This is a genomic window from Nonomuraea cavernae, from assembly GCF_014646355.1.
In the GTDB taxonomy this organism is placed as follows: domain Bacteria; phylum Actinomycetota; class Actinomycetes; order Streptosporangiales; family Streptosporangiaceae; genus Nonomuraea; species Nonomuraea cavernae.
In genome coordinates this window covers 57,949-81,923 of record NZ_BMNH01000013.1, presented here as the reverse complement: position 1 = coordinate 81,923, position 23,975 = coordinate 57,949, and the positions used below count along the sequence as shown (strand labels likewise).

General features: G+C 70.9%; 28 protein-coding genes. 18 read left to right on the top strand and 10 right to left on the bottom strand.

Going from position 1 to position 23,975, the window contains the following annotated elements; translation table 11 throughout:
- Positions 1-8: 8 nt before the first annotated feature.
- The 3 genes from IEY82_RS21360 to IEY82_RS21350 are packed head-to-tail and all read left to right on the top strand — an operon-like array spanning position 9 to position 2,234.
- Positions 9-356 carry a GntR family transcriptional regulator gene (locus tag IEY82_RS21360; protein ID WP_189125951.1) on the top strand — a complete coding sequence of 116 codons (348 nt, stop codon included), beginning with the start codon at positions 9-11 and terminating at the stop codon, positions 354-356.
- The gene (locus IEY82_RS21355) at positions 353-1,312 is read left to right on the top strand and encodes a DUF1648 domain-containing protein (protein WP_189125950.1); all 960 of its coding nucleotides are present in this window, start codon (positions 353-355) and stop codon (positions 1,310-1,312) included. Before IEY82_RS21360 ends, IEY82_RS21355 begins: the two co-directional genes overlap by 4 nt.
- Before the next feature lie 37 nt (positions 1,313-1,349).
- Positions 1,350-2,234, top strand: coding sequence for a CPBP family intramembrane glutamic endopeptidase (locus IEY82_RS21350; RefSeq protein WP_189125949.1), 885 nt, complete (start codon positions 1,350-1,352; stop codon positions 2,232-2,234).
- Between the two features lie 13 nt (positions 2,235-2,247).
- On the opposite strand, the gene IEY82_RS21345 is transcribed toward IEY82_RS21350, so the two are convergent.
- On the bottom strand, positions 2,248-3,015 hold the full coding sequence (locus IEY82_RS21345) for an adenosylcobinamide-GDP ribazoletransferase (protein ID WP_189125948.1): 768 nt from the start codon (positions 3,013-3,015) through the stop codon (positions 2,248-2,250).
- Positions 3,015-3,737, bottom strand: coding sequence for an aminoglycoside 3'-phosphotransferase (locus tag IEY82_RS21340; RefSeq protein WP_189125947.1), 723 nt, complete (start codon positions 3,735-3,737; stop codon positions 3,015-3,017). The genes IEY82_RS21345 and IEY82_RS21340 overlap by 1 nt, the downstream gene beginning before the upstream one ends.
- 34 nt (positions 3,738-3,771) lie before the next feature.
- Between IEY82_RS21340 and IEY82_RS21335 the strand changes: the two genes are divergently transcribed.
- Entirely contained in the window at positions 3,772-4,572 is an 801-nt protein-coding gene (locus IEY82_RS21335) for an ABC transporter ATP-binding protein (protein WP_189125946.1), read from the top strand.
- An 81-nt stretch (positions 4,573-4,653) separates the two neighbouring features.
- On the opposite strand, the gene IEY82_RS21330 is transcribed toward IEY82_RS21335, so the two are convergent.
- A complete protein-coding gene (locus IEY82_RS21330) occupies positions 4,654-5,646 on the bottom strand; it encodes a bifunctional adenosylcobinamide kinase/adenosylcobinamide-phosphate guanylyltransferase (RefSeq protein ID WP_189125945.1) in 993 nt (330 codons plus the stop codon).
- Between the two features lie 223 nt (positions 5,647-5,869).
- Between IEY82_RS21330 and IEY82_RS21325 the strand changes: the two genes are divergently transcribed.
- The gene (locus IEY82_RS21325) at positions 5,870-6,076 is read left to right on the top strand and encodes a hypothetical protein (protein ID WP_189125944.1); all 207 of its coding nucleotides are present in this window, start codon (positions 5,870-5,872) and stop codon (positions 6,074-6,076) included.
- A 64-nt stretch (positions 6,077-6,140) separates the two neighbouring features.
- On the opposite strand, the gene IEY82_RS21320 is transcribed toward IEY82_RS21325, so the two are convergent.
- Complete coding sequence (locus IEY82_RS21320) at positions 6,141-7,139, bottom strand: aldo/keto reductase family protein (protein WP_189125943.1); 999 nt, start codon at positions 7,137-7,139, stop codon at positions 6,141-6,143.
- A gap of 50 nt (positions 7,140-7,189) precedes the next feature.
- On the opposite strand from IEY82_RS21320, the gene IEY82_RS21315 reads away from it, so the two are divergent.
- On the top strand, positions 7,190-8,230 hold the full coding sequence (locus IEY82_RS21315) for an SMI1/KNR4 family protein (RefSeq protein ID WP_189125942.1): 1,041 nt from the start codon (positions 7,190-7,192) through the stop codon (positions 8,228-8,230).
- A 9-nt stretch (positions 8,231-8,239) separates the two neighbouring features.
- Here the strand turns inward: IEY82_RS21315 and IEY82_RS21310 are convergent, their stop codons facing one another.
- Positions 8,240-8,851, bottom strand: a complete 612-nt coding sequence (locus tag IEY82_RS21310; RefSeq protein WP_225263567.1) for a DUF3043 domain-containing protein — start codon at positions 8,849-8,851, stop codon at positions 8,240-8,242.
- A gap of 126 nt (positions 8,852-8,977) precedes the next feature.
- Here IEY82_RS21310 and IEY82_RS21305 point away from each other — a divergent pair, with 126 nt between their 5' ends.
- The 6 genes from IEY82_RS21305 to IEY82_RS21280 all read left to right on the top strand — a co-directional run bounded on the left by IEY82_RS21305 (position 8,978) and on the right by IEY82_RS21280 (position 13,787).
- Positions 8,978-9,799 (top strand): PspA/IM30 family protein, encoded by an 822-nt coding sequence (locus IEY82_RS21305; protein WP_225263569.1) that lies wholly within the window; start codon positions 8,978-8,980, stop codon positions 9,797-9,799.
- Positions 9,796-10,074, top strand: coding sequence for a PspA-associated protein PspAA (pspAA, locus tag IEY82_RS21300; protein ID WP_189125940.1), 279 nt, complete (start codon positions 9,796-9,798; stop codon positions 10,072-10,074). The genes IEY82_RS21305 and pspAA overlap by 4 nt, the downstream gene beginning before the upstream one ends.
- Positions 10,075-10,076: 2 nt before the next feature.
- Positions 10,077-10,976, top strand: coding sequence for a zinc metalloprotease HtpX (gene htpX / locus IEY82_RS21295; protein WP_189125939.1), 900 nt, complete (start codon positions 10,077-10,079; stop codon positions 10,974-10,976).
- 1 nt (position 10,977) lies between these two features.
- Complete coding sequence (gene pspAB, locus IEY82_RS21290; protein ID WP_189125938.1) at positions 10,978-11,535, top strand: PspA-associated protein PspAB; 558 nt, start codon at positions 10,978-10,980, stop codon at positions 11,533-11,535.
- 76 nt (positions 11,536-11,611) lie between these two features.
- A complete protein-coding gene (locus IEY82_RS21285; RefSeq protein WP_189125937.1) occupies positions 11,612-12,937 on the top strand; it encodes an alpha/beta fold hydrolase in 1,326 nt (441 codons plus the stop codon).
- Positions 12,938-13,169: 232 nt separating this feature from the next.
- Positions 13,170-13,787 (top strand): SIMPL domain-containing protein, encoded by a 618-nt coding sequence (locus tag IEY82_RS21280; RefSeq protein WP_225263571.1) that lies wholly within the window; start codon positions 13,170-13,172, stop codon positions 13,785-13,787.
- Positions 13,788-13,794: 7 nt separating this feature from the next.
- On the opposite strand, the gene nadA is transcribed toward IEY82_RS21280, so the two are convergent.
- Positions 13,795-14,946 carry a quinolinate synthase NadA gene (gene nadA, locus IEY82_RS21275; RefSeq protein WP_189125936.1) on the bottom strand — a complete coding sequence of 384 codons (1,152 nt, stop codon included), beginning with the start codon at positions 14,944-14,946 and terminating at the stop codon, positions 13,795-13,797.
- 161 nt (positions 14,947-15,107) lie between these two features.
- On the opposite strand from nadA, the gene erpA reads away from it, so the two are divergent.
- A complete protein-coding gene (erpA, locus tag IEY82_RS21270; protein WP_189125935.1) occupies positions 15,108-15,461 on the top strand; it encodes an iron-sulfur cluster insertion protein ErpA in 354 nt (117 codons plus the stop codon).
- Between the two features lie 100 nt (positions 15,462-15,561).
- Positions 15,562-16,548 carry a carbohydrate kinase family protein gene (locus IEY82_RS21265; RefSeq protein ID WP_189125934.1) on the top strand — a complete coding sequence of 329 codons (987 nt, stop codon included), beginning with the start codon at positions 15,562-15,564 and terminating at the stop codon, positions 16,546-16,548.
- Positions 16,549-16,594: 46 nt separating this feature from the next.
- Here the strand turns inward: IEY82_RS21265 and IEY82_RS21260 are convergent, their stop codons facing one another.
- The 3 genes from IEY82_RS21260 to IEY82_RS21250 all read right to left on the bottom strand — a co-directional run bounded on the left by IEY82_RS21260 (position 16,595) and on the right by IEY82_RS21250 (position 18,504).
- The gene (locus IEY82_RS21260) at positions 16,595-17,029 is read right to left on the bottom strand and encodes a CBS domain-containing protein (RefSeq protein WP_189125933.1); all 435 of its coding nucleotides are present in this window, start codon (positions 17,027-17,029) and stop codon (positions 16,595-16,597) included.
- 99 nt (positions 17,030-17,128) lie between these two features.
- The gene (locus IEY82_RS21255; RefSeq protein WP_189125932.1) at positions 17,129-17,374 is read right to left on the bottom strand and encodes a sulfurtransferase TusA family protein; all 246 of its coding nucleotides are present in this window, start codon (positions 17,372-17,374) and stop codon (positions 17,129-17,131) included.
- Positions 17,371-18,504, bottom strand: a complete 1,134-nt coding sequence (locus IEY82_RS21250) for a cysteine desulfurase family protein (RefSeq protein WP_189125931.1) — start codon at positions 18,502-18,504, stop codon at positions 17,371-17,373. Before IEY82_RS21250 ends, IEY82_RS21255 begins: the two co-directional genes overlap by 4 nt.
- 151 nt (positions 18,505-18,655) lie before the next feature.
- Between IEY82_RS21250 and ctaC the strand changes: the two genes are divergently transcribed.
- The 4 genes from ctaC (at position 18,656) to IEY82_RS21230 (ending at position 22,895) form a co-directional block, all read left to right on the top strand.
- Positions 18,656-19,483 (top strand): aa3-type cytochrome oxidase subunit II, encoded by an 828-nt coding sequence (gene ctaC / locus IEY82_RS21245; protein ID WP_189125930.1) that lies wholly within the window; start codon positions 18,656-18,658, stop codon positions 19,481-19,483.
- Positions 19,480-21,141 carry an aa3-type cytochrome oxidase subunit I gene (gene ctaD, locus IEY82_RS21240; protein ID WP_189125929.1) on the top strand — a complete coding sequence of 554 codons (1,662 nt, stop codon included), beginning with the start codon at positions 19,480-19,482 and terminating at the stop codon, positions 21,139-21,141. Before ctaC ends, ctaD begins: the two co-directional genes overlap by 4 nt.
- Complete coding sequence (locus IEY82_RS21235; protein WP_189125928.1) at positions 21,141-21,554, top strand: cytochrome c oxidase subunit 4; 414 nt, start codon at positions 21,141-21,143, stop codon at positions 21,552-21,554. Before ctaD ends, IEY82_RS21235 begins: the two co-directional genes overlap by 1 nt.
- 141 nt (positions 21,555-21,695) lie before the next feature.
- Positions 21,696-22,895 (top strand): L,D-transpeptidase, encoded by a 1,200-nt coding sequence (locus IEY82_RS21230; protein WP_189125927.1) that lies wholly within the window; start codon positions 21,696-21,698, stop codon positions 22,893-22,895.
- A gap of 31 nt (positions 22,896-22,926) precedes the next feature.
- On the opposite strand, the gene trpD is transcribed toward IEY82_RS21230, so the two are convergent.
- Positions 22,927-23,973 carry an anthranilate phosphoribosyltransferase gene (gene trpD / locus IEY82_RS21225; RefSeq protein ID WP_189125926.1) on the bottom strand — a complete coding sequence of 349 codons (1,047 nt, stop codon included), beginning with the start codon at positions 23,971-23,973 and terminating at the stop codon, positions 22,927-22,929.
- Positions 23,974-23,975 lie beyond the last annotated feature (2 nt).

Below are 23,975 nucleotides of genomic sequence, written 5' to 3'. Positions count from 1 at the left end.
TTAGCACCATGTTGCTCACGCTCGATCTCAACGACGCGCGGCCCCTGCACCAGCAGGTGGCCAGCGCCATCCGTCACGCCATCGGCGAGGGGGCGTACACGCCGGGAGACCGGTTGCCGCCGGCCCGTGACCTGGCCGACGCGCTCGGCATCAACGCCAACACGGTGCTGCGCGCCCTGCGCGACCTGCGGGACGAGGGGCTGCTGGAGTTCAGGCGCGGACGCGGCGTCAGCGTCGCCGGCCGCGCCGACGGGCGCGCGCTGCTCGTGGAGCGGGCACGCGAGCTGCTGGACGAGGCCAGAAGATACGGCTACCGCCGCGAAGACCTCATCACCATCCTTGAGGAGTTGCCATGAACCCCCGATCCGCCGCCGCCCTCTGGGGGGCGGCCATCACCGCCGCGCTGGTCGCGGTTCCGTTGACTCTGCGCGACCGGCTGCCCGATCCGCTGGCCGTGCACTGGGGCCCGGCGGGAGCACCCGACGGCGAGTTGTCGTTCGCGGCCGGCCTGGCGGTGCAGGTGGCGATGTGGATCGCGATTTGGGGGTTCCTGCTCGCCGCCGCCGCGCGGGAGCGGACGCTCACCCGCAGGATGGGCCGCGCCTACTGGTGGGGCACCCTCGTCGGGGGCGGGCTGTTCGTGCTCGGCATGGGCGGCACGACCCTGCTGGCCAACCTCGACGCGCCCGACTGGACCGCCGCCGTCCTGGAGCCGTGGCAGGTCATCACGGTGATCCTGGTGAGCGCGGCCGCCGGGCTGCTCGCCGGCCACCTCGGCAGGGGAGGCCCCGACCTGCAGGCGCCCGCCGGCGCCGAGCCGCCCCGGCTCGACCTCAGGCCGGGGCAGCGCGTGGTGTGGGTCAGCCGCCTCACCAATCCCTGGCTGCTCGCCGTGACCACCGTCGCGGCGGCCGGGCTGGTCGTCGTCGCGGTGCTCGACGTCGCGGGCGCCTCCGTCGGCCCCGTGCTTCCGCCGCTCGGCGTCGTGCTGCTCGTCGGGCTGCTGACCACCTCCCTCACCTGCCGCGTCACCGCCGACGGCCTCCGGATCGGGTTCGGGCCGTTCGGCCGGCCGGCCCGCCGGATCCAGCTGTCCAAGATCGACAAAGCCTGGTCGGACACGCGGTATCCGAGTCAGGTCGGCGGCTGGGGCATCCGGGGCCTGCCGGGTGCCGCGACCATCATGCTGCGCGGCGGCGAGTGCCTGATCATCCGCTACCGCTCCGGTGGCGAGCTGGCCGTCAGCGTCGACGACGCCGCCCGCGGCGCCGCCCTCCTCAACGCCCTCGTCGCCGAGGAGGTGAGCCGGTGAGCAGGCGCCCGCGTTCCGCTGCGGACGAGGAGATCCGATGAAGCCCCTTCCCGTCTTCCTCGCCGCCGCCTTCGGCCTGTCCTGGCTGGCGGCGCTGCCCGTCTGGCTCGGCGGCGGTCTCGGCTCGCCGTCGACGGCGGTCGCGGGCACGCTGATGATGTTCACGCCGTCCGTGGCCGTGCTGGCCGTCTGGCTCGTGTCACGGACGCCGTTTCGGCAGTGGGCGCGCGAGACCGGGCTGACGCTCGGCGAGCGGCGGGGCCGCACCGGCCTGCTGGTGCTGGCCGCCTGGCTCGGAGTCCCGCTGCTGGTGGCGCTGGCGATCGCGCTCAGCGCCGCGCTCGGGCTCGTCTCGCTGGACCTGGCCGGGCTCAGCCTGTTCCGGGCGGGCCTGCGGGCGCAGGGCGTGCCGGCCTCCGCCGACCTGTCCACCGCGGCCGTCGCGCAGTTGGTGATCGCCGTGGTGGTGGGCCCGCTGCTCAACGCCATCCCGTCGCTGGGCGAGGAGTGGGGCTGGCGGGGCTGGCTGCTGCCCCGGCTCGTGGCCTCGCGCGGCGTGGCGGGCGGGCTGCTGCTCTCCGGCGTCATCTGGGGTCTGTGGCACGCGCCGCTCACCCTGCTCGGCTACAACTATCCCGGTCTGGGGCCGTGGGCGGCGCTGTTCTTCGTCGGGTTCTGCGTGCTGGCCGGGGTGCTGTTCGGCTGGTTGCGGCTGCGCTCGGGCAGCGTGTGGCCCGCCGTCGTCGCGCACGGCTCGCTGAACGCGGTGGCGCCCGCCCTGCTGCTCCTGGGCGACGCCGCCGCCCCGCCCGATCCGGTCGTGGCCGGACTGACCGGCCTGGTCGGCTGGGCCCTGCTCGCCCTGACGGGGTTCCTCCTGCTCAGGCGCTTTCCGGTACGCGTGCCGCAGCCGGCCGCCTGACCCGTCGCAGCTGTCAGCCCAGGACGGCGCACACGACGAGGGCGGCCGTGGTGGCGGTCTCGGCGAGCGCGCCGAGCACGTCGCCCGTGACGCCGCCCAGCCGCCGCCGGGCGTGGGCGAGCAGCAGCAGCGTCGCCACCAGCCCGGCGAGCGTCGCCAGCGGCAGGACGACCACCGCCGGCAGGCCGGCCCCCGAGGTCCCCGAGGTTCCCGAGGCCGGTACGGCCAGGCCGAGCGCGGCGCCGGCGACCAGGGCCACGAGGGTGACGAGCCAGGCGGCGGCCGGGCGTACGGTGCCCGCGACCAGGGCGCCCAGCCCGTCGGGGCGGGCGGCGGGGACCCCGGACCGGCAGGCCCAGGTGAGCGCCAGGCGGCCGGTCACGCAGGCGGTCAGCAGGGCCCAGGGAGCGGCCGACGACAGGGCGGCGACCTGGACGAGCAGCGTGAGCACCAGCGTCACCACGCCGAACGGCCCGATGTCGGACTTCCGCATGACGGCGAGCGCCTGGCCGGCGGGCCTGCCGCTGCCCAGGCCGTCGGCCAGGTCGGCCAGCCCGTCCAGGTGCAGCCCGCGCGTCAGCACGGCCAGCGTCCCGGCCGCCAGGGCGGCTCCCAGCAGCGGCGGCCCCGGCAGCAGCAGCGGCACGCTCGCCACCACGCCGAGGACCAGCCCGACGACCGGCGCCAGCAGCATGGCCGGGCCCGCCACCCCGCTGTCCACCCGCGTCACCCGGACCGGGAAGACGGTGAGCGTGCCGACCGCGAAGCGCAGCCCGTGCATCAGAGCAGCTCGTCCAGCATCCGGTAGTACTCCAGCCGCCGCGGGTCGGGCTCGGCGAGCCCGTACGCGGCCAGGAAGTCGGCTCCGGACCGCTCGTCCAGCTCGCGCAGCGCGAGGGCCAGGTCGACGTGCCGGTCGGCCACGCCGAGCGCGCCCAGGTCGATCAGCACCGGCTCGCCCGAGGGCGGCGCGAGCACGTTGGCCGGGGTGAAGTCGCCGTGCGTGACGACCAGGTCCTCCTCGGCGGGCCGCTCGGCCACCAGCCGCTCGTACACCTGCTCCGGCGTGAGCCCCGTCCGGGCCTCGTCGAAGTCGCGCGGATCGACCAGCCCGGCCGCCACCCGCTCGCGGGCCCGGCCCAGCTTGACGTCGAGCCGCTCGTCGAAGGGGCACTCGCCGACCGGGACGCCGTGCAGGGCGCGCAGCGCCCGTCCCATGATCGTGCCCGCCTGGGGCGGCCGCGCCTTGCGCTCCAGGCTGCGCCAGCCCACGTCCGACAGCACCAGCGCGTCACCCTCGAACGCCACGACCTCCGGCACCGTCATCCACCGCCTGAGCCACACGAGCCGGTCACGCTCGCCGCGCGCGGCCGGGCCCTGCTTCACGTAGTAGACGCCCGTGGGGAACGTGACGCGCAACGTCTCGCCGCGCATGCCCACGTGATCGCCGGACCAGACGGCGTCGTCACCGAACAGGTCCAAGATCCGCCCAGGAAGCCGCATAACGGTCGATCCTAAGGGCCACTAGGGTGGCCGAATGCACGTGGTTGAACTCGAAGGCGTAGGTGTCCGGGTCGTCGGCAAGGCGCTGCTGAGCGACGTCGACTGGCGGGTGGAGTACGGCGAGCACTGGGCGATCCTCGGCCCCAACGGCGCCGGCAAGACGACGCTGCTCTCGCTGGCCGCCGCCGTGCGGCACCCGACGGAGGGCACGGTGAGCGTCCTGGGCCACCGGCTCGGCCGGGTCGACGTGCGGTCGCTGCGCCGCCACATCGGCCTGGTGGCCTCCAGCCAGCGGCTGATCGACGAGGAGCTGCTGGAGGAGGAGGGCGCGACCGCGCACACCGTGGTGCTCACCGGGCACACCGGGACGAGCGCCCCGCTCTGGGACAGGTACGGCGACGCCGAGCACGAGCGCGCGTTGCGGCTGCTGGCCGACCTCGGCTGCAAGGACCTGGCCGACCGCCCCTTCCGGGTGTGCTCCCAGGGCGAGCGCGCCCGGATCCGGGTGGCCCGCTCGCTCATGCCGGATCCGGCGGTGCTGCTGCTCGACGAGCCGTTCGCCGGGCTCGACCTGCCCGCCCGCGAGGACCTCATCGCGGCAGTCGAGGACCTGGCGGAGACCAGGCCGGTGCTCACCACGATCACGGTGACCCACCACCTGGAGGAGGTGCCCTCGACCACGACCCACGCCATGCTCATGTGCGACGCCCGCGTCCTGGCGGCCGGGCCCGTGGCGGACGTCCTCACCCCGTCCAACCTGTCCGATTGCTTCGGCCGTCCGCTGCACGTGGACCGGCTCGACGGCCGCTGGTACGCCCGGGCCGTCCGCCCCTGAGCCGGGCGGCCAGGGGGCGTACGCTCAGGCCGTCCCGCGCCGCCCATGACCCAGGCGGGCCCCGGGGCGCTCCGCGGGCTCTCAGAGCGGCAGGAGGCGGCCGGCGACGACCAGGGCCACGTCCTCCGACTCGGCGGCCAGCCGCTCGTTGAGACGGCCGAGCGCGTCCCTGAAGGTCCGCCCGCCGGCCGTGGCGGGCACCACGCCCATGCCCACCTCGTCGGACACCGCCACGATCGGCCGCGCCGCGTCCCGCCACGCCCGCACCAGCTCGTCGCACCGCCGCCAGACCGGCGCCCGGTCGCCCTCCCAGGCGCCGTGCTCGTCGAACACCGCGGCCAGCCAGGTGCCGAGCCCGTCCACGAGCAGCGGCGTGGTGGCCTCGCGGACGGCCCGCGCCAGGTCGACGGTCTCCAGCGTCTCCCAGTGCCCGGGCCTGCGCTCCCGGTGCGCGCGCACCCGCGCGGCCCACTCCGCGTCGCCCTCGCCGCGCGGCCCGGTGGCCACATAGGTCACGTACGGCTCCGCCGCCAGGCGCAGCTCGGCCTCGGCCGACTTGCCCGACCGCGACCCGCCCAGCAGCAACGTCCTGCGCGGGGGCGCCACCAGGGGCGGCGGCCGGCCGGTGTCGATCGTGGTCCCGTCGGGCACGGCCCGCGCCCCCCACAGCGCCAGCCGCCGGGCCAGCTCCTCCTCCGACCTGACGCGATGGTCGACGCCCACGGCCACCACCTGGGTGCGTTCGCCCACCACTCCCGCCCGCCGCAGCAGCCCGAGCCGCTCCGGCCCGTCGAGCAGGTCGGCGAGCACGAGGTCGCACGCCGGCACGTCCAGCGGCGTCCGTCCCGCCGGCACGTACAGCAGCCGGGCGCCGTCCGGCCCGGTCAGGCCGTGCCCGCCGGCGAACGACCGATGGCCGCCCGGCAGGTCGCGGAACGGGAACCCGGCCACGCCGTCCACGACGGGCTCGAACGGCCGCCGGTGCGCCGACGGCGGGCGGGCGCACGAGGCGCATCGGCAGCCGGGCGCCGGCCAGCCCGCGGGGCCCGCCGTACCGGCGAGAAGTACCTTCACCGCGCCGATCGTACAAACCCCCTCGGAACGGCGGTCAGCGGGACGGGTGGGCGGCGGCCGAGGCGAGGACGGGGAGGGGCGAGGAGAGGAAGGCGGCCGTCACGAGGGCGGCACCCGCGGCGACACGGAACGCGCGCGGCATCGATCGACCTCCAGGCTCGGGAGTAGGGTGCCAGTGCCGTCGGAGGGTGCGCCGGCGAACCCGCGGAAAAGGAGCGTATGCATGACATGGCGGTGGCGTTATGAAAATGCGCATGGTGGTGAGGTGACAGATCGGCCGTTGCCCCGAGAGGTTTTTCCGAGCCAGGCCGACGCGGAGTCCTGGATCGGCGAAAACTGGCGTGAGCTGCTCGAATTCGGTGTCGAGCAGGTCGCTCTCCTGGAAGAGGAACGCGTCGAATACACGGGATTGTCATTGCGTCCGGAGTGAACAGAGCACCTAGAAAAACCCCTTGAGTCGTGTCGTGACTCAAGGGGTTTTCGTTCGGCGGAGTTTACGGGCGCGATTCGGGGCTGACGGTCCTGGAGGGGTCCCGCTCCACGATCGGGCCGAGCGCGTCGTCGATCCGCCCGAGCACCTCGGCGTCGAGCTTGACGCCCGCGGCCTTCACGTTGTCGCGCACCTGCTCGGGCCGGGTGGCGCCGACGATGGCGCTGGACACGTTGGGGTTCTGCAGCACCCAGGCGACCGCCAGCTGGGCCATGCTCAGCCCGAGGTCGGCGGCGATCGGCTTGAGCTCCTGCACCCTGGTCAGCACGTCGTCCTTCATGAACCGGGAGATCATGGCGCTGCCGCCCGGGTCGGTCGCCCGCGAGCCCTCGGGCGGCTGCCGGCCGGGCAGGTACTTCCCGGTGAGGACGCCCTGGGCGATCGGCGACCAGACGATCTGGCCGACGCCCTCGCGCTCGCTCAGCGGCACGACCTCCGTCTCGATGACCCGCCACAGCATCGAGTACTGCGGCTGGTTGGACACGATCCGGTCGAAGCCCATCTCGTCGGCGATCTTCAGCGCCTCGGCGATCTGGCCGGCGGTCCACTCGCTGACCCCGACGTACAGCACCTTGCCCTGCCGTACGAGATCGTCGAAGGTCTTGAGGGTCTCTTCGAGCGGGGTCTCGAAGTCGAAACGGTGCGCCTGGTAGAGGTCGACGTAGTCGGTCTGCAGGCGGCGCAGCGAGGCGTTGATCGACTCGGTGATGTGCTTGCGGGACAGGCCACGGTCGTTGGGCCCGGCCCCGGTCGGCCAGTAGACCTTGGTGAATATCTCCAGCGACTCCCGGCGGACGCCCTTCAGCGCCCGGCCGAGCACCGCCTCGGCCTTGGTGGCGGCGTAGACGTCGGCGGTGTCGAACGTGGTGATGCCCTCGTCGAGGGCGGCCTGGACGCACTGCTTGGCGGCGTCCTCCTCCACCTGGGAGCCATGGGTGAGCCAGTTGCCGTAACTGATCTCGCTGACCTTGAGACCGCTACGACCGAGGTGACGGAATTCCATGTACCGACCTTAAGCGGTCAGCTGATCCGTTTCGGGATAAGGTGCCCGACGTGGTGAAGCTCGTACGGCTGGCGCTGACCGGCGCGATCCTGGCCGCGATAGCGGTACGGCTGCGCCGCCGTGCCCGCCTGCCGGAGCACGGGCGGACCGAGCAGGAGCAGGGGGATGTCATCCCCGCCGGCCTGCCCCGCCGCCCGGTGCGGCGGACGAGGCGGACCTGGCCCGCGCTGTTCGGGGTGAGCGCGCTCGCCGTGGCGGTCCTCGTGTTCTCCACCCGGGTGGCGACGTCGGGCGAGCAGGTGTGGGGGAAAGCCCTCGAACCGACCTCCGAGCACGCTCCAGAGCCGGCCGCGGATCCCGTCGCTCCGGATCCGGTCGTCTCCACGCCATCGGCCATGTCATCGCCCATGTCATCGCCCATGTCATCGCCCATGTCATCGGCCGCGCCATCCGCCACCGCGCCGCCCGCCTCCACGTCATCGGCCTCCGCGCCCGATCCGGCGTGCGCTCCCGGACGCCGCCCGGTGGTGGTGCGCCCGGTCGATCCGAAGGTGAAGAGGGCCGTCGACCGGCAGTGGCGGCGCATCGAGCGCTGGCTGGAGACCCGGGCGCCGCGAACCCATGCCACGCTCGGCCGGCCGGGCCGGGCACGGACGATCGCGATCGCCGAAGCGCAGATGGGCCTGGACCTCCCCGACGACCTGCGCGCCTCGCTGCTGCGCCACAACGGCACCGGAGCGTTCGGCCTGGGCGCCACCGCGCCCTCGTCCAGCGTCCGGGACATCCGCGACCGCTGGCGCGAGCTGTGCCGTCGCGACTCCGCGGACCTGCGCCAGGGGCCGCTCGAGGATCGGTGGAACGGCAGGATGATCCCGTTCGCGTACCGCTCCGACAGGGGATACGGCCTGATCGACTCGCGGACGGGCGGCGTCGGCTGGGACGACCTGGTCACGGGCAGGACGTCTCCCGCGATGCCGTCCTATCACGCGCTCCTGCGCGCCACCGCCGACGCCCTGGAGCGGGGCGGCGTGGTCGCCGGATGGACGCCGCGGGTGACGCGCGGCGTCCTGCGCTGGACGCCGCCGAGGTGAGGCTCGGCGCTACTTCTTCGGCGGGACGGGCTTGCCGCCCGGCAGCACCGTGGGAGGCGGGAAGCGCAGCTTGCGGATCTGCAGGGCGCGCATCGCGGCGTAGAAGCCGACGCCCCGCAGGCTCTCGTCCGGGTATTTCTCGGCCACCAGCCGCTTCATCCGCCAGGCCACGTAGATCGAGGTGAACAGGACGCCGACCATCATGATCGGCCAGCCGATCGTGATCACGCTGCTGAGGATCAGCGGCCTGATGTCCGCGGGCCACGGAACCCACGTCGCCAGCAGGATGAGCATCGAGAACGGCAGGAAGTACTGGCTCGGCAGCCGGCGCGAGTCGACCCAGTCACGGGCGAACTTGCGCGCCGGGCCCTTGTCGCGCGCGGGGTAGTAGCGCTCGTCACCGGCGAGCATGCCCTTGCGGGCCCGTTCACGCTCGGCGGCCTGCTTGGCGCGGGACTGCCGGTAGGCCTCCTTGCGGTCCTTGGGGGCCGTGACCGGCTGGCGCCTTCGGCTCTCGGCGTCTCGGCGCTTGGGTGTGGGACGACCCTTACCCTGGGGCTTAGGATCGTCAATGGGGACGGGGGAGTCGTCCACGGAGGTTTGGGAACGGCGTCGCAACACGATGCCAACCCTACCTGGACTGCAACTTAGTGACGCCCTCGTGCGTTATGCGTAGGGTAATCCCAAGGCGGCTGCGCTGCACTGGGTGAACACCAGCACGACCTAAGAAGGGGACGGCCGACGCGCATGAGCGTGATGAAGAGACTTTCAATGATCTTCAAGTCCAAGGCCAACAAGGCCTTGGACAAGATGGAGGATCCACGCGAGACCCTCGACTATTCCTATCAGCGGCAGCTCGAGTTGCTGCAGAAGGTGCGTCGGGGCGTGGCGGACGTCGCCACCTCGCGTAAGCGGGTCGAGCTGCAGATCAACGGTCTTGAGCAGCAGGCGAAGCGCTATGAGGAGCAGGGCCGCAAGGCGCTGTCCGTGGGGCGTGAGGACCTGGCTCGTGAGGCGCTGCAGCGCCGGTCCAATCTGCAGACGCAGATGAGCGACCTGAAGATCCAGCATGACAATCTGCAGGCCGAGGAGGAGAAGCTGACCACGGCCTCCCAGCGGTTGCAGGCCAAGGTCGACTCCTTCCGCACCAAGAAGGAGACCATCAAGGCGACCTACACCGCGGCCGAGGCGCAGACGCGCATCAACGAGGCGTTCTCCGGCATCTCCGAGGAGATGGGCGACGTCGGCCTGGCCATCCAGCGTGCCGAGGACAAGACCGCGCAGATGCAGGCGCGGGCCGGCGCGATCGACGAGTTGCTCGCCAGCGGCGCGCTCGACGACTACAGCGGCACCCGTGGCGACGACATCCAGGCCGAGCTCGACCGCATGGGCGGCGGCATGGACGTCGAGCTGGAGCTGGCCAGGATGAAGTCCGAGCTCGGTCAGGGCCCCGCTCCGCAGGGCGCCATCGAGCAGGGCCAGCAGCAGCCTCAGCAGCAACAGCAGCCTCAGCAGCAGCAGCAACAGCAGCCGACGCAGCAGCTGCGCCAGCCGGGGGAGGGCGCATGATCGTCAGAATCATGGGCGAGGGGCAGGTGGAGATCTCGGCCGACGACATCGGCGTCCTCAACGAGCTCGACACCGAGCTGGAGACGGCGATCGAGACCGATGACGAAGCCGTCTTCCGCGAGAAGCTGCACGCGTTGCTCGACAAGGTGCGCCATGTCGGCAAGGCGCTGCCCGACGACAGTCTTGAGCCGTCAGAGCTGATCCTTCCCCCTGCGGACGCCTCGATCGAGGAGGTCCGGGAGATGCTGGGCGATCAGGGCCTGATTCCGGGCTAGACATGAGTTCCCGGTTCGCGTCCGACAGCGGCCTGACCCGCCGCATGCTCGTGACGATGTTCTTGCTCGGCCTGCTCTACGTGGTGTTCGTCGGCGTCCTGATCGCCCTGGGCGCTCAGGCGGTGACCGTGCTGCTGATCGCGGTGGTGGTGCTGCTGGTGCAGTACTTCCTGTCCGATCGCATCGCGTTGTTCGCGATGGGCGGGCGGGAGGTCTCGCCGCAGCAGGCTCCCGAGTTGCACGGCATGATCGACCGGCTCTGCGCCATGGCCGACATGCCCAAGCCGCGGGTGGCGATCGCGGACTCCGACGTCCCCAACGCGTTCGCCACCGGCCGCAACCAGAAGAAGTCCGTCGTCTGCGTGACGACCGGCATCCTGCGCCGCCTGGAGCCCCAGGAGCTCGAAGGGGTGCTGGCCCACGAGCTCTCGCACGTCGCCCACCGCGACGTGGCGGTCATGACGATCGCCTCGTTCCTCGGCATCCTCGCCGGCCTCATGACGAGGGTCGCCCTCTACTCGGGCCTCGGCTCCCGGCGTGGCAACGGCCAGGGCGGCCTGCCCATCGGCCTGATCATCATGCTGGTGTCGGTCGTGGTCTACGCCGTCAGCTTCCTGCTCACCCGTGCCCTGTCGCGCTACCGGGAGCTGGCCGCCGACCGGGCGGGCGCGTTGCTCACCCAGCGGCCGTCGGCCATGGCCAGCGCCCTGGTCAAGATCAGTGGCGACATGGCCCGCATCCCGACGCGTGACCTGCGTGAGGCCGAGCCGTTCAACGCCTTCTACTTCGCTCCCGCCCTCGCGCCGGGCGCGACCATGGCCGCGCTGTTCTCCACCCACCCGCCGCTCGACCGCCGCCTGGACCAGCTCTCGAAGATCTCCGCCCAGCTCGGAAGGGGCTGACATGGGCTGGCTCGACGCTCTGTTCGGCCGGTCCAAGCCGGTCAAGCCCAACCTCGACGCGTTGTTCGCGCTCCCGTCCGCCGCCGTGACCCTGCAGGCCGCCACCGGCCTGGAGCCCACCGGGCTCGGCTCGGTCGCCTTCCGGGCCGCCGAGGGAGGAGCCTTCGCCACCCTCGAACGCGACGTGAAGGCGCTGCTCGGCGAGCGCGTCGAGGATATCGACGACGACTACGGCTACACCTGGCTGCAGGTGCGCCGCCCGCCGGACGCCCTCTCCGACCTGGTGACCGAGCTGCACGCGGTCAACTCCTCGCTGGAGGGCGCCGGGTTCGGCCCGTCGCTGCTCTGCTCGCTGGCGTCGTTCGCCGACCCCGAGGGGCGGCGGCTCGCGATCGTCTACCTCTACAAGAGGGGCACCTTCTATCCGTTCGCCCCGCTTCCCGGGCAGCGCCGCGACAACGCGCTCGAACTCCAGGTCAGGGGGGTGCTTTCCACCGAGCTTCCGCTTGAGGAGGATCTGGGGCGATGGTTCCCAGTATGGGGTGCCCCGGGGCTCTAAATACGCATAGTGATCTAATGATCGCGTGGAGCGAAGATTGGTGGGATTTGCGGCTTCTGCGTTCATTGTCGCCGCAGTGCTGTCCAGTGCGTGGGTGACCGGCCAGTTCACCAGCCCCGAAGTGGACCGGATCGCGGGCCACATCAGCGAGCTGGCGGCCCGTGACCAGCCGTGGACCCGCCTGTTCCGCTCAGCCGACGCGCTGACGGGGGTGGCCTGTCTGGCCGGGGTGGCGCTGGTGCCCCGCGCCCGGCGTGAGTGGCCCGGCTGGCTGGCGTTCGCCGTCCTCGGGGGCTTGCTGATCATGAGTGGGGTGTTCCCCCTCGACTGCGCGGTGCTGAGCGACCCGGCCTGCGAGCACAGCGCGCTGTCGTGGTCGCACCACATCCACGCCGTCGTCGGCGTGCTCGCCTCCGTCGCCGTCCTGGCCGTCATGGCGTTGTTCGGCCTGAGCTGGCGGACGTGGCCGGCCTGGCTCCTCACGGGCCTGTCCCTGGGCGTCACGGGGCTCGCGATCATCGCCACCGCGACCGGCTACCTGACCGGCCTGGCTCAGCGCGCCCAGGTCGCGCTGCTCGCCGTCTGGCTCGTGTACGTCGCCCTCCGCCTCCTCACCGCCGACCCGCCCTCGTCCGCCGACGGTCCCGCAGCCACGGATCGCGGTGCGAGGCCGCACGTGATCGAGCAGGGGAACGGCCCGGCCGTGCTGGTCTCCGCCGGCCTCGCGGGCGCCTGGTTCCACTGGGACCGGGTGGCCGCCGAACTGGCCCGGAGCCACCGGGTGATCCGCTTCGACCGTCCCGGCCTGGGGCTCAGCCCGGCCTCGCCCACCCCCCTCACCCTGTACGGCGAGGCGGCCCGGCTGGCCGCGCTGGCCCCGGCCCATCCCCACCAGGTCACCGTGGTCGCCCACTCGGTGGCCGCCTGGCACGCGGAGGCGTTCGCCCGGTTGCACCCGATGCGCGTCTCCAAGCTGGTGCTCGTCGCCCCCCGCCCCGCCGGCGACGGGCGGTGCGGTACGGTCCTGGGCCAGGCCTTCGGCCGCTGGCTGCCCGTCCTGGGCCGCACGTGGGGGGCCGCCGCCGTCGCGCGGCTGCTGGGCCCTGCCGTCCATCGGCTGCGCACCGGCCTCGACGACCGCGACCGCGTCCACGGCGGTGGGCCGGTGCTGGCCGCGGTGGTGGGGGAGTGGCTGGCCTGCCGTGGCATGGCCGCCGACCTGCGCGCCGTCCGCGCCGATCACCCGATGCCCGATGTGCCGGTGACGGTGATCAGCGTGGGGCCGAAGGACCCGTACGGGGAACGGCTGGCCGGCGAGCTGGACGCCAAGCTCGTCCGATTGCCCGGCTCCGGACGCCACGTGGAGCTCGACGATCCCGGCGCGATCGTCGACGCGGTCTGAGGCCGCTGACGCACGGACCGGAAAGGGGACGACACGTCCGGCCCCTCCGGACAGACGGAACATGCGGTCGTGGAGGGCGGACGTAGGACGGCGCACCCACCACAATGGCGAAAAAGACGCCATATTGGGGGGTGGAATGCCGGACCTCGCCGCCCTGCGGCCGGGGCTTCACGTCTCGGTGGGCTACACCAGGGGCACACTCTGACCGTCCTATGATCCCGTGGGGGTGCACGTGAACACCGAACACGAGCAGATCGCCGTCGACGGCGAGGGCTCCGTCTCCGCCGCGCCCGACGTCATGCGGCTGAGCGCGGGAGTCGAGGTGCGCCGGTCCACGGCGGGAGAGGCGTTCGCCGCCGTCCGGGCCGCCGCGGCCCGCCTGTCCGAGGCGCTGCGGGCGGCCGGGATCGCCGCGGACGACCTGCGCACGAGCGAGCTGTCGCTGGGCCCCGAGTACGACGCCTACCCCAAGGTCTCGGCCTACCGGGCGGCGCAGGGCGTCGAGGCGGTGGTGCGTGACCTGTCGCGGGCCGACAGGGTGATCGACACCGTCGCGGGCGTGGGCGAGGCGGCCAGGCTGGGCGGGGTGGCGTTCGAGCTGTCCGATCCGGCCGAGACGCTCGGCCGGGCCAGGGTGCGCGCGTTCCGCGACGCCGCGGCCAAGGCGGCCCAGTACGCCGAGCTGGCGGGACGGCCGCTCGGCCGGGTGGTCTCGGTGACCGAGGAGATGCGGGGCGGACCACAGCCGATGGCCTACTCGACGATGGCCGCCGAGGCCCAGCCGTCGGTCAGCCCCGGACGCCAGACCCTGACGGTCGGCGTCCGGGTGGTCTACGCCTTCGGCGAATAGGCGGCGCCTACGGCAGGGCCAGCATGCGGTCCAGGGCGACCTTCGCCCAGTGCGTGGTGTCCTCGTCGACCGTGATCTGGTTGACCACCTCGCCGAGGGCCAGCGACTCCAGAGCCCACACCAGGTGCGGCAGGTCGATGCGGTTCATCGTGGAGCAGTAGCAGACCGTCCGGTCGAGGAACGAGACGTTCTTGTCGGGGAACATCCGGGCGAGCCGCTTGACCAGGTTGAGCTCGGTGCCGATGGCCCAGCTCGACCCCGACGGCGCGGCCTGGAGCGTGGCGATGATGTGCTCGGTGGAGCCGATGTGGTCGGCCTTCAGCACCACCTCGTGACGGCACTCCGGGTGGACGAGCACGTTGACGCCCGGGATGCGCCGGCGTACGTCGTCGACCGACTCGGCCGTGAAGCGGCCGTGCACCGAGCAGTGGCCCTTCCACAGGATCATCCGCGCACGGTCGAGCTGCTCGCGCGTGAGACCGCCGCCGGGGCGGTGCGGGTTCCACACCACGCAGTCGTCGAGCGACAGGCCCATCTCCAGGACGGCGGTGTTGCGCCCAAGGTGCTGGTCGGGCAGGAACAGCACCTTGTCTCCCTGCTCGAAGGCCCACTCCAGGGCCCGGCGGGCGTTGGAGGAGGTGCACACCGCGCCGCCGTTGCGGCCGCAGAAGGCCTTGATGTCGGCACTGGAGTTCATGTACGTGACCGGAATCACCTGATCGGCCAGGCCCGCGTCCTCAAACGCCTCCCAGCACTCTTCGACCTGGTCGAACGTGGCCATGTCGGCCATCGAACAGCCGGCGGCCAGATCGGGCAGGATCACCTTCTGGGAGTCGCCGGTGAGGATGTCGGCGGACTCGGCCATGAAGTGCACGCCGCAGAAGACGATGAACTCGGCGTCCGGCCGGGCGGCGGCCTGCCGGGCCAGCTTGAAGGAGTCACCCGTCACGTCGGCGAACTGGATGACCTCGTCACGCTGGTAGTGGTGGCCCAGCACGAACAGCCGGTCGCCGAGCGCCTCCTTGGCCTTGCGCACCCGTTCCACCAGTCCGGGGTCGGAGGCGGGCGGCAGCTCGCCCGGGCAGTCCACGCCTTTCTCGGAGTGCGGATCGGCGTCCTGGCCGAGAACGAAGAGCGGCAGTCCAGTCTGGGTGGCCATGGCCGTACCCCCTTATCGTCGAAGTGACGATTCCATCATGGCACATGGTCGCGGGCGGTTTATTTCGGGTCACTGGGCCGGGGAATGTTAGACGACCGGCTGGTGTTGGTAGCGTCTAAGTAGGACGTCGGAAACAGACAGCCGGGTTAGGGAGTCAGCAGATGGCGGTTGAGAGCAGCGAGACCACGACGCAGGGCCTGATCCTGACCGACGCGGCCGCCGCGAAGGTCAAGAGCCTGCTCGAGCAGCAGGGCGAGGAGAGCCTGCAGCTGCGCGTGGCCGTGCAGCCCGGCGGCTGCTCCGGCCTGCGCTACCAGCTTTTCTTCGACGATCGTTCGATGGACGGCGACGTGGTGTCCGACTTCGGCGGCGTGAGCGTGGTCACCGACAGGATGAGCGCCCCCTACCTGATGGGCGCGTCCATCGACTTCGTCGACACGATCGAGAAGCAGGGGTTCACCATCGACAACCCCAACGCCACGGGGTCCTGTGCCTGTGGCGACTCCTTCAACTAGACCACGTCGTGGCGGGTCCCGTTCGCCTTTGTGCGGGCGGGACCTTCCCGTATCCTCGTGAGGCTCAATTGGCCTGCTGACAACGAGGAAGAAGAATCCCGTGCGCATCGCCGTCACCGGCTCCATCGCCACCGACCAACTGATGACCTTCCCGGGGAGTTTCGGCGATCAGCTCATCGCCGAGCAACTCGACCGGGTGTCCCTGTCGTTCCTGGTCGACGACCTGCAGATCCGCCGCGGTGGTTGCGCGGCGAACATCTCCTTCGGCATGGGATGCCTGGGCCTGACCCCGATCCTGGTGGGGGCGGTCGGCGACGACTTCGCCGACTACCGCTCGTGGCTGGAGCGCCATGGTGTCGACTGCGTCTCGGTGCACGTCTCCGACACCCACCACACGGCGCGCTTCCTGTGCACCACCGACGACCACCACAACCAGATCGCCTCGTTCTACACCGGGGCGATGGCCGAGGCGCGGCTCATCGAGCTCGGGCCGGTCGCCGACCGCGTGGGCGGGCTCGACCTGGTGCTGATCAGCCCCAACGACCCCGATGCGATGCTGCGCCACACCGACGAGTGCCGCCAGCGCGGCATCCCGTTCGCCGCCGACCCCTCGCAGCAGCTGGCGCGCATGGCCGACGAGCAGATCCGCGACCTCGTCGACGGCGCCGCCTACCTGTTCTCCAACGACTACGAGAAGGGTCTCATCGAGCAGAAGACCGGCTGGTCCGACGGAGAGATCCTGTCCCGCGTCGGTGTCCGCGTCACCACGCTCGGTCCCAAGGGGGCGGTCATCGAACGCCAGGGTGAGCCGGCCCTGCACGTGGCCCCCGCGCCCGAGCGGGGCAAGGCCGACCCGACCGGCGTCGGCGACGCGTTCCGCGCCGGTTTCCTGGCCGGCCTGGCGTGGGGCCTGCCTCTCGAACGGTGCGGCCAGGTCGGCAATCTGACGGCCACCCACGTGCTGGAGCGCGTCGGCGGCCAGGAGTACGAACTCGGGCAGAAGGTCTTCCTTGAGCGCTTCGGCGCGGCCTACGGGGCCGACGCCGCCGCCGAGGTGGCCGCGGTCGTCCGCTGCCACCACGCCTGAACGCGTGTCTCCCCGCCGCGCCCGGCGCGGCGGGGAGATCGATCGCTCAGGGGCTCGCGTAGACGCGGTGTACGAACTCCGCGAGCTGGTCGTCCGGCAGGTGCCTGGCCAGGTCGGCCTCACTGATCATGCCGACGATGCGGTCGTTCTCCATCACGGGCAGCCTCTTGATCCGGTGCTCCTCCATGAGGGTGAGCGCCTCCTCGGCCGTGGCGTCGGGTGACACCGAGACCAGCCCGGCGGCCAGCTCGCTGGCGCGCACGTTGGCCGGGTCGTGCCCCTCGGCCACGCACTTGACCACGATGTCGCGGTCGGTGATGATCCCTGTCACGCGGCCGTCGGAGTCGCAGACGGGCAGCGCCCCGACGTTGCCGTCGCGCATCAGCTGCGCCGCCCGGTCCAGCGTCTCGTGCGCGGGCAGGCACTCAGCGCCCGGATGCATCAGGTCACGGGCGGTCTCGTGTGAATGTCCCGTGGTCATCTGGTTTCCCCCTGGAAGTCGGTGATGTCCCCAGGGGAGGTCGTACCCAGATCGGACGGCCTGCCACGAACTCGGACGGCATTCCGGGGCCGCCAAGTCTCAGTAGTTGCGCCGTACGTGGATGGCCCAGCCGCCGCCGGGCAGCTCGTAGGAGCCCACGTGGCGGTGGGACTTCAGGCGGCACCAGGCGGGGACGTCGGTGTAGGCCGCCGGGTCGTCGGCCAGCACCGAGACCACGGCGTTGAGCGGCACATGGTTGATCTGCTCCGCGAGCATGATGATCGGGATCGGGCACTTCTTCCCGAGCGCGTCGATCGTCAACGCCGGCTGAGTAACCTCTGTCATTCGACTCCTGCGTCCTGACGGATCCGCCGCACCAGGCCGGGCAGCACGGCGAGAAACCTGTCGACCTCCGCCGCGGACGCGCCCCTGGGCAGTGAGACCCGGACATTACCGTGGGTGAGCACGCCCATCGCTTCCAGAACGTGCGATGGACGAAGCGTACTAGCGGTGCACGAGCTTCCGGACGATACGGCGAACCCTGCCTTGTCCAGCTCGGTCAGCAGCGCCTCGCCGTCGACGTACAGGCAGGAGAACGTCACGATGTGCGGCGCCCGGTCCACGGGCTCACCGATCACCTCCACATCAGGGACGATCTTGGGTACGGTCTCCCGGATCCGGTCGACGAGCGCCGACAGGCGCGAGCACTCCTGCGCCGCCTCCGCCGTCATCGCCCGCAGGGCCGCCGCGGCCGCGACGATGCCCGGAACGTTCTCGAACCCGGGCACGCGGCGGCGCTCGCGCTCGTCCTCCGGCAGGAACGAGCGGAACCTGGTGCCCTTGCGCACCGCCAGCACGCCCACCCCGGCGGGACCGCCCCACTTGTGGGCGCTGGCCGTCAGCACCGACCAGCCGGGCGGAATCGGCATCCGGCCCGCCGTCTGCGCCGCGTCCACCAGGAGCGGCACGCCGTGCCGCCGGCAGATCTCGGCCGCCTCGGTGACCGGCTGCAGCGTGCCGACCTCGTGGTTGGCCGTCTGCAGGCACGCCAGCGCGGTGTCGTGCCCGGCCACGGCCGCGGCGAAGGCGTCGAGGTCGACCCGTCCGGTCAGGCTCACCCCCACGGTCTCGGCCGTGCCGCCGTCGCGCTCGTGCACCCCGGCGGCGTGCAGCACGCTGGAGTGCTCGACCGCGCTCGTGACCAGATGGCGCCCGGCCCTCCGCCTGCCGTGTAGGGTGCCGAGGACGCCGAGATGCACGGCCTGGGTGCCGGACGAGGTGAACGAAATCTCGTCCGGGCGCGCGCCGAGCGCCTCGGCCACCTCCGTGCGGGCCTGCTCCAGGAGCAGGTGAGCACGGCGGGCCTGGTTGTACAGCCTCGCGGGGTCGGCCCAGCCGACGTCGATCGCCGCCAGGAGCGCCTCGCGCGCCTGGGGGTGAAGCGGCTCGGTCGAGGCCGCGTCGAAGTACGCCACGTGACCTATGGTCCCACTCCCGGCGCGCCATCGAGGGGGCGCGCGGAGGGGCGGGGCCCTTGCGCGCTAATGTGTCAGCAATCAGCTGTGCATTTGGAAATACGAGCGCCCAAGAGTGACTCTTGGGCTTCACTTGTGGGGTAGGCGATCCGTGAGTCCGACTCGCCGTTCGACACGGCGTTCGTTGGCCCGGCGCGGAGTGCCGCGCGCCGCCGCTTTGGCGTTGCTGCTGGCCTCCGTTACGGCGTGTGCTAATGACATTCCCGAGGCCGACTGGTCTCGTGGCCTCCTTCCGGACCCCATCACCACCCAGGGTGACTTGGTCCAGAGTCTGTGGAACGGTGCCTGGATCGCCGCACTCGCCACAGGTGGCGTGGTCATCGGGCTGATCGTGTGGGCGTGCATCTTCCACACCAAGCGACGGGCGAAGGCCGAGCTTCCGCCGCAGGTTCGTTACAACCTGCCGATCGAGATGCTCTACACCCTGGTCCCGCTGGTCATGGTGTCGGTGTTCTTCTTCTTCACCGCGCGCGACAGCCGCGACCTGGAGTTCGTCTCCGGCAGTCCGGACGTCAAGGTCAAGGTCGAGGCGTTCCAGTGGAGCTGGCGCTTCACGACGACGGTCGGCGGCAAGACGCTGCAGCCCGTCGTCGGCCAGCCGGTCAGCGACTACACGGCCGGCCCCCAGCTGGTCCTGCCGGTGGGCAAGAAGATCGAGTTCGAGCTCGAGTCCCCCGACGTCATCCACTCCTTCTGGGTGCCGGACTTCCTGTTCAAGCGGGACGTCATCCCCGGCGTCCCCGAGAACAACAAGGGCCGCGTGTTCGAGATCACCACGCTCGACAAGCCTGGCGTCTACGCCGGTCGGTGCGCCGAGCTGTGCGGTGTCGACCACAGCCGCATGTTGTTCAACGTGAAGCTCGTCAAGCAGGCTGAGTTCGACCAGTACATCGCGACCCAGGCTGGAAGTGCCCAGTGACCGCCATCCAAGAACCACTCGCGACGACGGCCAAGCCCACTCCCAAGGGCCGGGTGATCGCCAAGTGGCTGTCCTCCACCGATCACAAGATCATCGGACACCTCTACCTGATCACGTCCTTCGCGTTCTTCCTGATCGGCGGCATCATGGCGCTGGTCATGCGTGCCGAGCTGGCCCAGCCGGGGCTGCAGTTCACCAGCAACGAGCAGTTCAACCAGCTGTTCACCATGCATGGCACGATCATGCTGCTGATGTTCGCGACCCCGCTGTTCGCCGGTTTCGCCAACGAGCTGATGCCGCTGCAGATCGGCGCGCCCGACGTGGCGTTCCCCCGGCTCAACATGGTGAGCTACTGGCTCTACCTGTTCGGCAGCATCATCGCCGTCTCGGGCTTCTTCACCCCCAACGGCGCCGCCTCCTTCGGCTGGTTCGCCTACGCCCCGCTGTCCGACTCGGTCTACTCGCCGGGCCTGGGCGGTGACCTGTGGATCATGGGTCTGGCGCTGTCCGGTCTCGGCACGATCCTCGGGTCGGTCAACTTCATCACCACGATCATCTGCATGCGGGCGCCCGGCATGACGATGTTCCGGATGCCGATCTTCACCTGGAACATCCTGCTGACCAGCATGCTCGTGCTGATGGCCTTCCCGGTGCTGGCCGCCGCGCTGCTGGCGCTGGAGGCCGACCGTAAGTTCGGCACCCATATCTTCGCCATCGACAACGGCGGGCCACTGCTCTGGCAGCACCTGTTCTGGTTCTTCGGCCATCCCGAGGTCTACATCATCGCGCTGCCGTTCTTCGGCATCATCACCGAGATCCTGCCGGTGTTCAGCCGCAAGCCGATCTTCGGCTACATCAGCCTGGTCGCCGCGACCATCGCCATCGCGGGCCTGTCCATCACGGTCTGGGCGCACCACATGTACCCGACCGGGCAGGTGCTGCTGCCGTTCTTCTCGTTCATGACGTTCCTCATCGCGGTGCCGACGGGCGTGAAGTTCTTCAACTGGATCGGCACCATGTGGCGGGGCCATCTGAGTTTCGAGTCACCGATGCTGTTCTCCATCGGCTTCCTGGTGACGTTCCTGCTCGGTGGCCTGACCGGCGTGATCCTGGCCTCGCCGCCGCTCGACTTCCACATCAGCGACACCTACTTCGTCGTCGCCCACTTCCACTACGTGGTCTTCGGCACCGTGGTGTTCGCGATGTTCGCCGGGTTCTTCTTCTGGTGGCCCAAGTTCACCGGCAAGATGCTCGACGACCGGCTTGGCAAGGTCCAGTTCTGGCTGCTGTTCGTCGGCTTCCACGCGACGTTCCTCGTCCAGCACTGGCTCGGCGTTCTCGGCTTCCCCCGCCGCTACGCCGACTACAGCGCGATCGACGGGTTCGCCGACCTCAACATGATCTCGTCGATCGGCGCGTTCGTGCTGGGAGCCTCGACGCTGCCGTTCTTCTACAACGTCTGGAAGACCTGGCGCACCGCGCCCAAGGTCACCGTCGACGACCCCTGGGGTTTCGGCGGCTCGCTCGAATGGGCGACTTCCTGCCCGCCGCCGCGGCACAACTTCACCTCGCTGCCGCGCATCCGGTCTGAGCGTCCCGCCTTCGACCTGCACTACCCGCATGTAACCGCGAAGTCCGCCCAGGAGGTGGAGGCCTGATGAGAGTTCAGGGTTGGCTGTTCCTGTTGTGCGGTCTGTTCTTCGCCGGAGTCGACATCGCCTACTGGTTCTGGACCAAGGCCGCCACCGGAGTCGGTGAGCCGGTCGGCACCACGGCCATGGCCATCTCGGTCGGCTTCGCGTTCATGATCGGCTACTACCTCATGTTCACGGCCAGGCGCATCGGCAACCAGCCCGAGGACGACAAGCAGGCCGAGATCAGCGACGGCGCCGGCGAGATCGGCTTCTTCAGCCCCAGCAGCTGGTGGCCGCTGTTCCTCTGTCTGGCGGCGGCCTTCACCTTCGCCGGGTTCGTGATCGGCTTCTGGATGTTCCTGATCGGCCTGTTCGCGATCATCATGGCCATGATCGGGTTCGTGTTCCAGTACTACCGGGGCAACTTCTCGCACTGAGCCGGACCAACGAAGCGGGTGTCCTCCTTTGTGGAGGTCATCCGCTTTTTGGCGATCTTTACCAGAACGCGGATGTGGCGAATCGATCACGCGGGGTAATAGTGGAGGTAGAACGGATGTAACGGGACGGGGGAGTGACTCGTGGGACGTCTTGTACATGGATCTGCCGGTCTGCTTGCCCTGTCGCTACTCACAGCCTGCACCTCGAGCATCAGCGCGGCCGACGAGGCCCGCAGATCCATGGCGCCGGACGCCTCGGCGACGGTCCTCCCCGCCGACAGGTCCAAGGACGTGCCCACGGACCAGGCGGTGGTCGTGACGGCCCACAGCGGCACGCTCAAGAACGTGCGGGTCACCGGCACCGGCAAGGAAGGGGGCCTGCCGGGTGTCATGAGCGCCGACGGGACCCGCTGGCGGAGCACCCGCACCGCCAGGCCGGGAGTCACCTACACGGTCACCAGCGTCGCCGTCAACGCCGACGGCAAGGAGAAGCAGTCCGCGACCACGTTCTCCACCGTCAAGGCGACCAAGCTCTTCGACATCGCGCAGATCACCCCCAACAAGGACGACACCGGCCTGACGGTCGGGGTCGGCATGCCCATCATGATCGCCTTTGACCAGCCCATCACCGACCGGGTGTCGATCGAGCGCAACCTCGTCGTGTACAGCTCCCAGCCGGTCAAGGGCGCCTGGCACTGGTTCGACGACAAGCACGTGGACTTCCGGCCCGCCGAATACTGGCCCGCCCACACCAAGGTCCGCGTCGAGGCCAGCCTGGCCGGCGTGCGCGGCGGCACCGGCCTGTACGGCAAGCGCGACGTCAAGGTCGACTTCAAGATCGGCCGCTCGCAGATCACCAAGGGCAGCATCAACGACCACGTCCTGGTCGTGAAGCGCGACGGCAGGGTGATCCGCCGGATGCCGATGAGCGCGGGCCAGGGCGGCGCCTGGAAGTACCACACGACCTCCGGCGTCCACCTGGCCATGTCACGCGAGCCCGTGACCGTCATGACCTCACCCGGCATCGGCCCGGGCTCAGCCGGCTACTACCAGCTGACGGTCTACAACACGGTCCGCATCTCCAACAGCGGCGAGTACGTGCACAGCGCGCCGTGGTCGGTGGGGTCGCAGGGCAACTCGAACGTCAGCCACGGGTGCGTCAACGTCAGCCCGGAGAACGCGGCGTGGTTCATCAAGAACACCCTGATCGGCGACCCGATCATCATCACCGGCTCGCCCAGGCCGCTGGAGCCCACCAACGGATGGGGCCACTGGCAGGAGGACTGGAAGCAGTGGCTGCAGTGGAGCTCCATCAAGGACGGCCCCACCATGACCTTCTGAGCCCCTCAGGCGGCTCGGTGGCGGGCCGGGGTCAGACGGAGCGCAGGGAGTTGCTGATCGCGACCCAGCGGTCGAGCGTGGCGGCGGCGCGGCCGGAGTCGACCGCCTGAACCGCCCGGGCGTATCCATCGATCATGGCCGAGTCGAGGTCGTCGGCCGGCCCGCCGAGGGCCACCAGGGCCGCGGCGGTGTTGAGCAGGACGGCGTCGCGCACCGGGCCCGTCTTGCCGCGCACCAGGTCGTGCACCGCCTGGGCGTTGAAGGCCACGTCACCGCCGCGCAGGGCCCCCGCGTCGGCGCGGGGGATGCCCAGCACGGCCGGATCGAACACGGTCTGCGTGGCCGTGCCGTCCCTGACCGTCCACACCGTGGACGTGGTGGCGATGGTGAGCTCGTCGAGGCCGTCGTCGCCGCGGAACACCAGCGCCGACACTCCACGCTCGGCGAAGACGCCCGCGAGGACCGGCAGCATGGCCTTGTCGTAGACGCCGATGGCCTGGGCGGCGGGCCGGGCCGGGTTGGTGAGCGGGCCCAGGAAGTTGAAGACCGTCGGCACGCCGATCTCCTTGCGCGGCGGGCCGGCGAAGCGCAGGGCGGGGTGGTAGACCGGCGCGAAGCAGAAGGCGATGCCCGCCTCGCGCGCGACCTCGGCGGTCTGCTCGGGCGTGAGGTCGAGGTGGATGCCGAGGTGCTCCAGGACGTCGGCGGCGCCGCATGAGGAGGAGGCCGCCCGGTTGCCGTGCTTGACCACGCGGGCGCCGGCGGCGGCCGCCACGATGGCGGCCATGGTCGAGACGTTGACGGTGTGGGCGCGGTCGCCGCCGGTGCCGACGATGTCGACGACCGGACCCTCGACGCGCAGCGGCGTGGCCAGCTCCAGCATGGTGCGGGCCAGGCCCGCGACCTCGGCGACGGTCTCGCCCTTGGCGCGCAGCGCGATCGCGAAGCCGGCGATCTGGGAGGGCGTCGCGGAGCCCGACATGATCTCGCGCATCGCCCAGGCGGTCTCGTCGGTGGTCAGGTGCTCACCGGCGAGGAGAGCCGACAGCAGGGCGGGCCACGTCGTCCGGGCATCCACGG

Coding starts and splice junctions, on each gene's coding strand:
- IEY82_RS21350 (WP_189125949.1), top strand. CDS start 1,350: ATGAAGCCCCTTCCCGTCTTCCTCGCCGCCGCCTTCGGCCTGTCCTGG.
- IEY82_RS21355 (WP_189125950.1), top strand. CDS start 353: ATGAACCCCCGATCCGCCGCCGCCCTCTGGGGGGCGGCCATCACCGCC.
- IEY82_RS21335 (WP_189125946.1), top strand. CDS start 3,772: ATGCACGTGGTTGAACTCGAAGGCGTAGGTGTCCGGGTCGTCGGCAAG.
- IEY82_RS21235 (WP_189125928.1), top strand. CDS start 21,141: ATGAGAGTTCAGGGTTGGCTGTTCCTGTTGTGCGGTCTGTTCTTCGCC.
- IEY82_RS21255 (WP_189125932.1), bottom strand. CDS start 17,374: ATGACAGAGGTTACTCAGCCGGCGTTGACGATCGACGCGCTCGGGAAG.
- IEY82_RS21260 (WP_189125933.1), bottom strand. CDS start 17,029: ATGACCACGGGACATTCACACGAGACCGCCCGTGACCTGATGCATCCG.
- IEY82_RS21305 (WP_225263569.1), top strand. CDS start 8,978: ATGAGCGTGATGAAGAGACTTTCAATGATCTTCAAGTCCAAGGCCAAC.
- erpA (WP_189125935.1), top strand. CDS start 15,108: ATGGCGGTTGAGAGCAGCGAGACCACGACGCAGGGCCTGATCCTGACC.
- nadA (WP_189125936.1), bottom strand. CDS start 14,946: ATGGCCACCCAGACTGGACTGCCGCTCTTCGTTCTCGGCCAGGACGCC.
- IEY82_RS21320 (WP_189125943.1), bottom strand. CDS start 7,139: ATGGAATTCCGTCACCTCGGTCGTAGCGGTCTCAAGGTCAGCGAGATC.
- pspAB (WP_189125938.1), top strand. CDS start 10,978: ATGGGCTGGCTCGACGCTCTGTTCGGCCGGTCCAAGCCGGTCAAGCCC.
- IEY82_RS21345 (WP_189125948.1), bottom strand. CDS start 3,015: ATGCACGGGCTGCGCTTCGCGGTCGGCACGCTCACCGTCTTCCCGGTC.
- IEY82_RS21340 (WP_189125947.1), bottom strand. CDS start 3,737: ATGCGGCTTCCTGGGCGGATCTTGGACCTGTTCGGTGACGACGCCGTC.
- IEY82_RS21325 (WP_189125944.1), top strand. CDS start 5,870: ATGACATGGCGGTGGCGTTATGAAAATGCGCATGGTGGTGAGGTGACA.
- pspAA (WP_189125940.1), top strand. CDS start 9,796: ATGATCGTCAGAATCATGGGCGAGGGGCAGGTGGAGATCTCGGCCGAC.
- IEY82_RS21360 (WP_189125951.1), top strand. CDS start 9: ATGTTGCTCACGCTCGATCTCAACGACGCGCGGCCCCTGCACCAGCAG.
- htpX (WP_189125939.1), top strand. CDS start 10,077: ATGAGTTCCCGGTTCGCGTCCGACAGCGGCCTGACCCGCCGCATGCTC.